5 protein-coding genes are annotated in these 8,375 nt (G+C 29.1%); all 5 read left to right on the forward strand.

The features are described 5' to 3' along the window. Positions 1 to 614 precede the first annotated feature (614 nt). The 5 genes from ACVHXK_RS18250 (at position 615) to ACVHXK_RS18270 (ending at position 8,172) form a co-directional block, all read left to right on the forward strand. A complete protein-coding gene (locus ACVHXK_RS18250) occupies positions 615 to 1,256 on the forward strand; it encodes an undecaprenyl diphosphate synthase family protein (RefSeq protein ID WP_461207839.1) in 642 nt (213 codons plus the stop codon). 699 nt (positions 1,257 to 1,955) lie between these two features. Beyond that, the gene (locus ACVHXK_RS18255) at positions 1,956 to 3,692 is read left to right on the forward strand and encodes an ABC transporter ATP-binding protein (RefSeq protein ID WP_461207840.1); all 1,737 of its coding nucleotides are present in this window, start codon (positions 1,956 to 1,958) and stop codon (positions 3,690 to 3,692) included. Between the two features lie 17 nt (positions 3,693 to 3,709). Then, positions 3,710 to 5,494: an ABC transporter ATP-binding protein gene (locus ACVHXK_RS18260; RefSeq protein ID WP_461207841.1), complete on the forward strand. Its 1,785-nt coding sequence runs from the start codon at positions 3,710 to 3,712 to the stop codon at positions 5,492 to 5,494. Positions 5,495 to 5,757: 263 nt separating this feature from the next. Further along, positions 5,758 to 7,011 (forward strand): diaminopimelate decarboxylase, encoded by a 1,254-nt coding sequence (locus ACVHXK_RS18265; protein WP_461207842.1) that lies wholly within the window; start codon positions 5,758 to 5,760, stop codon positions 7,009 to 7,011. A gap of 255 nt (positions 7,012 to 7,266) precedes the next feature. Further along, on the forward strand, positions 7,267 to 8,172 hold the full coding sequence (locus tag ACVHXK_RS18270) for a hypothetical protein (RefSeq protein WP_461207843.1): 906 nt from the start codon (positions 7,267 to 7,269) through the stop codon (positions 8,170 to 8,172). The last annotated feature ends 203 nt before the right edge of the window (positions 8,173 to 8,375 follow it).

Raw genomic sequence — 8,375 nt, forward strand, 5'->3', positions numbered from 1 at the left:
ACTTTTAATACTTTTAATACTTTTAATACTTTTAATACTTTTAATACTTTTAATACTTTTAATACTTTTAATACTTTCGGCACTTTTATTTTTACTATCATAAATCTAATACTGTTAATACTCAGAAAATTAAATCTCTAATCTCTTAATACTTCAATCTTTTAATTTCTTAACTCTGAATTATTAACTTTGTTCTTGTAAACTTACTAATCTTTAAAGCTACAACTAGTAATAACACTACTCTTTTCTTTAAACATCTAGCTCTGTTTACTAGAATTAAAAATCATTTTTAATTCTAAAAAATCATCTTTTTAACCCTATTAAACATAAATTTTTTAATCACCTTAAAACTTTATTGAATTAGAGTTTGTAAGAAAGTATTTACTTTCTATGTATTAATAATACCATAAAAAAACCAATGATTCAAGTATTATTTTGAATATTATAATTATTCTGAATATTCCATTTATAATTTAAGTATATTAACTACCTACTCTGTACGGAAATTAAAACTCTTTAGTATAAACTCTATTTATTATGCTAATAATACTAATAATGTAATTTATATCTATTCAATACAAAATCAAAGTCAATAATATAATGAGGTGATTTTAATGAGAATACCTACCCATATTGGGATTATTCCAGATGGAAATAGAAGATGGGCTACATCAAAAGGAATGGGTAAAGAAGAAGGCTATTCAACAGGGTTAGATCCAGGACTCGCTGTATTTAAACTATGTGAAGAAATTGGGGTTAAGGAAATAACCTATTATGGTTTCACTATAGATAATAATAAGCGTCCCTTAATTCAAAGACTAGCTTTTACCCAAGCTTGTGTTAACGCTGTTAAAATGCTTGCAAAAGAAAACGCTTCTTTATTAGTAGTTGGAAATAGTAAATCACCTATGTTCCCCAAAGAACTACTTGATTATACTACTAGAAAAACTTTCGGCACAGGTGGAATAAAAGTTAATTTTCTAGTTAATTACGGCTGGAAATGGGATTTAGATCATCTAAAAGTTGCTAATAATAAAAAAACAAATGTTTTTAATGGAATTAATTCATCTGATATATCAAGAATTGATTTAATTATCAGATGGGGTGGCCGCAGACGGTTAAGTGGTTTTTTACCAGTACAATCTATTTATTCAGATTTTTATATTGTAGATGATTATTGGCCAGATTTTAAACCTGATCATTTTTATAATGCAATTGACTGGTACAACAAACAGGATATTACGTTGGGAGGATGATTTTACTCATTCTACCCTTTATTTCAATTCACAATTACCAATGGTAATACGTCAACTTTTTAACGAAATCTCACTATAAATCATCTTGACAAGCTTTTATCTAAATGCTAAAATATTTAAAGATGTTACTATTAAAAACTAATTTTAGCAAATAATTTCAGGAGGTAAGGATATGTTAAGTAAAATCAGATTTAATTTCATCACTATGTTTAAAAACTATAAACAAGTCGATTTACTTAAAACTTCATATTCATATGCCCTACCTCAACACAAAGGTCTATAATATAGTGTAGTTTTATATAGTACTCTATTTATTTAACCATATTGTTTATCGAGCCATGGGTATACCTATGGCTTTTTTAATTCGTTAAAATTATCCTTACCTTACTTAAATAAAACGGTGGACTATTTGCCTCCAGTTTTACAATAAGAAGATATAATAGCAACGAATAATAAAATTCTAAAACCCAAAGCCATGGAATTAATTTTCTATGGCTTTTTTACGTCAAAATCACCACATTCTTTTCGATAGGCGCCTGTTGAAAAAAAAATTTTCAATATTCATTTTTAAATTATGGCTGATTGTCTCTCGTTGGTCGAGAATCTTTTAACCATTTAATTAATTTAAAGATTTTGCGTAGCAAAATCATCATTAATTGTGCATTGTGCATTGTGCATTGCCATAAAGGGGGTTTCACTTTGAATCGTATTTTAAAATATATAAAAAAATACAGTTGGCTTTATTTATTAGGCTTTATTGCTATGGGCATTGGTATTTCTTTAGATATGTATAATCCTATAATTACTAGACGTATTGTTGATGAAGTTATTGTTGATGGTAATATTGGACTGTTTAAAACTTTAGCTTTTATGCTAATTGGAATCACTGTAGGTAGAGCCGTATCTGGATATGCTAAAGAGATGCTTTTTGATTATATAGGTGTGCAAATTTCAACTTCTTTAAGACAAGAAATTTTTGACCATATACAAAGCTTAAGCTATAACTTTTTTAATTCTAAAAACACAGGCGAACTTATGGCACGTATCAAAGAAGATGCTGAGAAAGTTTGGTTTGGGGTCAGTTTTGGATTTATGTTAGTAGTTGAACTAATTATTAGTATTATTGTTGCAACTATTCTTATGGTTCGTATAAGCCCTAAACTTTCATTAATTTCTTTTGCTATAGTACCATTGCTTGGCTACCTAGCTTACAGTCTTGAAAAGACCATAGGAAAGACTTATGAAAGTATTTCAGAGCAAAATGCAATATTAAATACTACAGCACAAGAAAATATAACTGGTGTCCGATTAGTAAAAGCATTTGCAAGAGAAAAATATGAGATAAACAAGTTCTTAGAAAAAAATAAAAACTACTATAAATTAAATGTTAAACAATCTAAAATTTGGAGTATATTTTATCCACGATTAGAATTCCTGACTAATATATTACCAATTCTTGTAATCACATTAGGAGGTACTCTTGTAATACAAGAAACTCTAACTATAGGTACATTAATTGAGTTTTCAGGATATATGTATATGGTAATCTGGCCTATGCGCCTGTTAGGATGGGTTAGTAACATTATGGCTGAGGCTTTTGCTTCCATAAAAAAAATAAACACAGTATTCAATAATACGTCAGAGATAGAAAACAAAGAAAATGGCAAAATAATAGATACTCTCCGTGGAGATATCTTATTCCAAAATGTATCTTTAACTATTGATAATACAGAAGTTCTAAAAAACATAAATTTCACTATTTCTCCAAGAAAAACTTTAGCAGTTATGGGAGCTACGGGCTCTGGTAAGAGTTCACTTATAAACTTGCTAACACGATTTGTAGATAACACTTCTGGAAATATCAAAATTGATGGAGTTAATATAACTGATTATGATCTATCTAGTTTACGTAGTCACATCTCCGTTGTAATGCAAGATACTTTTTTGTTTAGTGATACCATCCAGGAAAATATTCTATTTGGTAGAAATGAAAATTCTAAAAACAATATAAATAATAAAGAAGACCTGCTTATAAGTTCTTCAATAAGTGCTCAAGCTCATGATTTTATTGACAGAATGGAAAAGAGTTATGAAACTGTCATAGGCGAAAAAGGCATTGGCCTATCAGGTGGCCAAAAACAACGTATTTCCATAGCTAGAGCCCTAGCAAAAGAGGCTGAAATTCTTATATTTGACGATGCTACATCAGCTTTAGATATGGAGACAGAGTATCAAATACAAAAAGAACTAGAAGCAAAAAAAGATATTACAAAAATTATAATAGCTCATCGTATCTCTGCTGTCAAAGATGCAGATGAAATCATAATTCTCCATAGAGGAGAAATTGTTGAGAGAGGAACTCATCAATCACTACTTGATCAAAAAGGTAGATATTATCAAACCTACTGTGAACAGTATGAAGGATTTGTTTCTTAAAAGAAAGGGGTGATTTTATGCCAATAAATAACTTTAAAGAGGATGAACAGACAAAACAAGTTCTCAAAATTGTTACTATAAAAAGACTATTTAGCTATATGGGTAAATATAAAAAAGAAATTATTATTGTACTAATTCTTATGTTAATAATATTATCAATAAATATTCTTAATCCCATATTAATAAAAATAGCTATAGATGATTATATTGCTTACAAAAATTACAAAGGGCTTTTATTTATTGCACTACTAGCAATTATACTTAATCTTATATCTGCTTATTTTATACGAAAGAGAATTTCAATTATGGGAAAAGTTTCTAATAAAGTATTAATGGAAATACGTCAAGAACTATACGAGCATATTCAAAAATTATCCTTCAACTTTTTTGATAATCGTCCTGTTGGTAAAATTTTAGCTAGAGTAATCGGTGATGTCAATTCTCTAAAAGATATTTTAACAAACAGTGTAATTATATTAATACCAGATTTTGCAACACTAATTGTTGTTTTAATCATTATGATGATATTAAATTTCAAACTTGCTTTAGCAGCTCTAGCTCTTCTACCATTTTTGATTTTAGGAATGTATATAGTAGAAGTACGAGCTCATAAAAGGTGGCAATTATTTAAGAAGAAAAACTCAAATATGAACGCCTTTACTCATGAAGATTTTTCTGGAATTCGAGTTGTTCAAAGTTTTACAGCTGAAAAACAGACCAGCAAAACCTTCTCCAATTTACTTTCAGAATTAAAAAGATCATTTATGCATGCAGTAAAACTAAATGATTTATTTTGGCCAATGGTTGAATTGTCTTGGGGAATTGGAACAGTGCTTGTCTTCTCTATAGGCGTTCGATTACTTAACACAGGTGAAATAACTGTTGGTTTGCTATTTGCATTTACAGCTTATATATCAATGTTTTGGAATCCTATTATGAATTTAAGTAATTTTTATAATCAGTTAATTTCAAATTTATCTGGTGCAGAACGCATTTTTGAAATTCTTGATATCCAGCCAGATATAATTGACGAAAAAGAAGCTTTAACTATGCCTAAGATTAATGGAAATTTAAAATTTGATAATGTATCCTTTTCCTACGATGATAAATCATACATTTTAAAAAATTTATCATTTGAAGTGAAGCAGGGAGAAACAATAGCCTTAGTAGGCCCCACTGGTGCAGGTAAAACTACAATTGTTAATCTAATATCACGTTTTTATGACACTAAAAAAGGAACTATTACTATAGACGGATATGATATACAAAAAGTATCTATAGAAAGCTTAAGACAGCAAATGGGTATTATGACTCAAGATACTTTCCTATTTTCAGGAACTATTAAAGATAATATACGCTATGGTAAATTAGATGCAACAGACGAAGAAATTGTAGATGCCGCTAAGGCCGTCCATGCTCATCATTTTATAGAAAATCTTAAGAATGGATACGACTCCAAAATTAATGAAAGAAGTTCTAAACTTTCTGTTGGGCAAAGACAACTTATTGCTTTTGCAAGAACTATGATAAGCAAACCACATATATTAATATTAGATGAGGCTACTTCTAGCATTGATACAACTACTGAGAGACTTGTACAAAAAGGAATCGAATCCTTACTTAAAGAGAGAACTTCCTTTGTTATAGCCCATAGACTGTCAACTATAAAAAAAGCAGACCGTATTTTAGTAATAGATCATCAAGGTATATCCGAAATGGGAAATCATGAAGAGCTTATGAATAAAAAAGGTCATTATTATGCTTTGTATATGGCACAATTCAGGTCAATGCAGACCATATAAAAAAATAATGTACAATGCACAATTCACAATGCACAATTGTGGATGATTTTCTTCCCTTTGGTCAGAAAATCTTTAATTAAAACTCTCGACGACAAGATTTAAAGCATTATAATACTTTATCGTATTAAACCGATAGAATATCCTCTAGAATTATTGACAAAACTAGCTACGTATTCTATAGTATTGTTAATAAGAAAACTATTGATAAAACGTTGGTATAAATATAACAAAATTACTAAATTATTAAGGAAAGTGGTAATCTAATGAAAAAAACATTTGTAACCTTAGAACAATTAAATGAAATTACTAAAGACCATCCAACACCTTTTCATCTATATGATGAAAAAGGTATTAGAGAAAATGCTCGTAAATTAAAAAAGGCTTTTTCTTGGAATAAAGGATTCAAAGAATACTTCGCAGTAAAGGCTACTCCAAATCCAGCAATTCTAAAGATATTGCAAGAAGAAGGCTGTGGTATGGATTGCTCTTCTTATACAGAATTGATGCTATCAGAAGCTATAGAGTTTAGTGGTAAAGATATAATGTTTTCATCAAATATGACTCCATCTGAAGATTTTGTATATGCGAGTAAACTAGGTGCAATTATAAATCTAGACGATATTACTCATATTGATTTATTAGAAAAAGCTGTTGGAATTCCTGAAACTATAAGCTGCCGTTATAATCCAGGTGGTAAGTTCACCATTGGAAATAATATTATGGATAACCCTGAAGATGCTAAATACGGTTTTACATTTGACCAGCTAGTTGAAGGTTTTAATAAATTACAAGAAAAAGGAGCTAAAACTTTTGGACTACATTCTTTTCTTGTAAGCAATGCACTTTCAACTGATTATTATCCTATGCTTGCAAAAATATTATTTCAAACAGCCGTTGATTTAAAAAATAAGACAGGCGCTAATATTTCATTTATTAATCTTTCAGGGGGTATAGGTATACCTTATAAACCAGATGAGAAGCAGGCTGATATAATAACTATAGGTGAAGGCGTAAGAAAAGCCTACGAAGAAATCCTTGTGCCTGCAGGAATGGGTGACATTTCAATTTTCACAGAACTAGGTAGATATATGCTAGGACCATATGGATGCCTTGTTACTAAAGCAACTCACGAAAAACATATTCATAAGGATTATGTAGGTGTTGATTCATGTTCTGTAGATTTGATGCGTCCTGCTATGTACAACTCTTATCACCATATTACAGTAATGGGAAAAGAAGAAGAAAACTGCGATTATAAATGTGATGTTGCAGGTGGACTTTGCGAAAATAATGATAAATTTGCAATTGATAGAATGTTACCAAAAGTTGAAATTGGCGACCTATTAGTTATCCATGATACAGGTGCTCATGGACAATCTATGGGATATAACTATAATGGAAAGCTAAAAGCTGCAGAATTACTTCTCAAAGAAGATGGAAAAGCTAAACTTATAAGACGTGCTGAAACACCAAAGGACTACTTTAGTACCCTAGATTTCACTGGACTTAATCTTTAATCTTTAGAAAAATTTATGATTTATAAAGTATAATAACAAGATGAGAGTGATTAGTTTTGCTTTACGCAAAACTAATCACTCTTTTATTTACATAAAATTCAATATATGACTACTTAATAATATTGTTCATATTTTAGTAATGTATTAACATTAGCTATTTAACCACTTTGTAACATAACTCTCATTTAAATATTCTAAAATACTAATATAGCGTTAATTTTCTCTACTACTCAAAGTAAAGGGGTGACCTTAAACATGAAGCGTACATCTATATTAATCATCGTAGCTTCTATACTAGCCTTTTCACTACTAACTTCATGTGGGGCTTCAAGTAGAAGTTTAAATAATCAAAACACCTCAGTATCCAACGCACAAATTAATGAAAAAACTTTAAATTCTTATGATAAATCAGAAAACTCCACTACTAATGAATCTGGGATATTAAATAATACTACTGGGTATGACACCGAAAAAAAGGAAACATCTAACAATTCTACAGTAGCAAAAACAACCAAACTCATTACAGAAGTTGGCATCTATATAGGTCAAATTGACAAAAATTCAATTGAGCTATCTGTAGATAGACAAAATGGTACTTATAGCGTTCCTGATGATTTAATCAATTATATTGAAACTGAACTTTCAAAAGGAGCAACAGTTAATTTTACCTATTATGAAAATGACGAAAATCAAGATTATATTACTAATATAGAAAAGAAATACTACTCTTATATTGATGGCAATGGAACTTATGTAGGCCAAATTGATGACAATTCTATAGAAATAATTGACTCTAATACTGGTAAATATATAACCTATATACTAGCACAACAAACCAAAGCTATAATCTCTAAAATACCTGAAAATCAAAATGTTCAATTCATTTATTATAGAAACAAAGCTAATAAACTAGTTATTTCTGATATCTACGGTTATACTAAAGGAAACACTATTGTCAATTCAGTAGGTTTTTTTAATGGAATGATAGATGCAAATTCAATAGAGATTAAAGATTATAACACAGGTAAAACTGAAGCTTACAGACTTACTGAGAATATAAAAACAACCATGGAAAAAATAACTGATCATACAAAAGTAGATTTTACTTATTATATTAATGAAAACAATCAAAAAGTTATAAATGATATTAAGGAAATATGATTAAATCAATACACAATTGCAGTAGATAATTTTGTATAATCACAAATCTATCTACTGCTCTTTATTGTTTTGATTTATTGATAAAAAGAAAGAAATTTTTTAGCTCCGCTAAAAAATTTCTTTCTAAATTCCCTCTTTATACTTTGATATTCTCCTGTTTACTCTTTATTTCTTAATATTTCAATTAGTTAATTATATATCTA

The sequence above is a fragment of the Clostridium sp. DL1XJH146 genome, assembly GCF_054819755.1.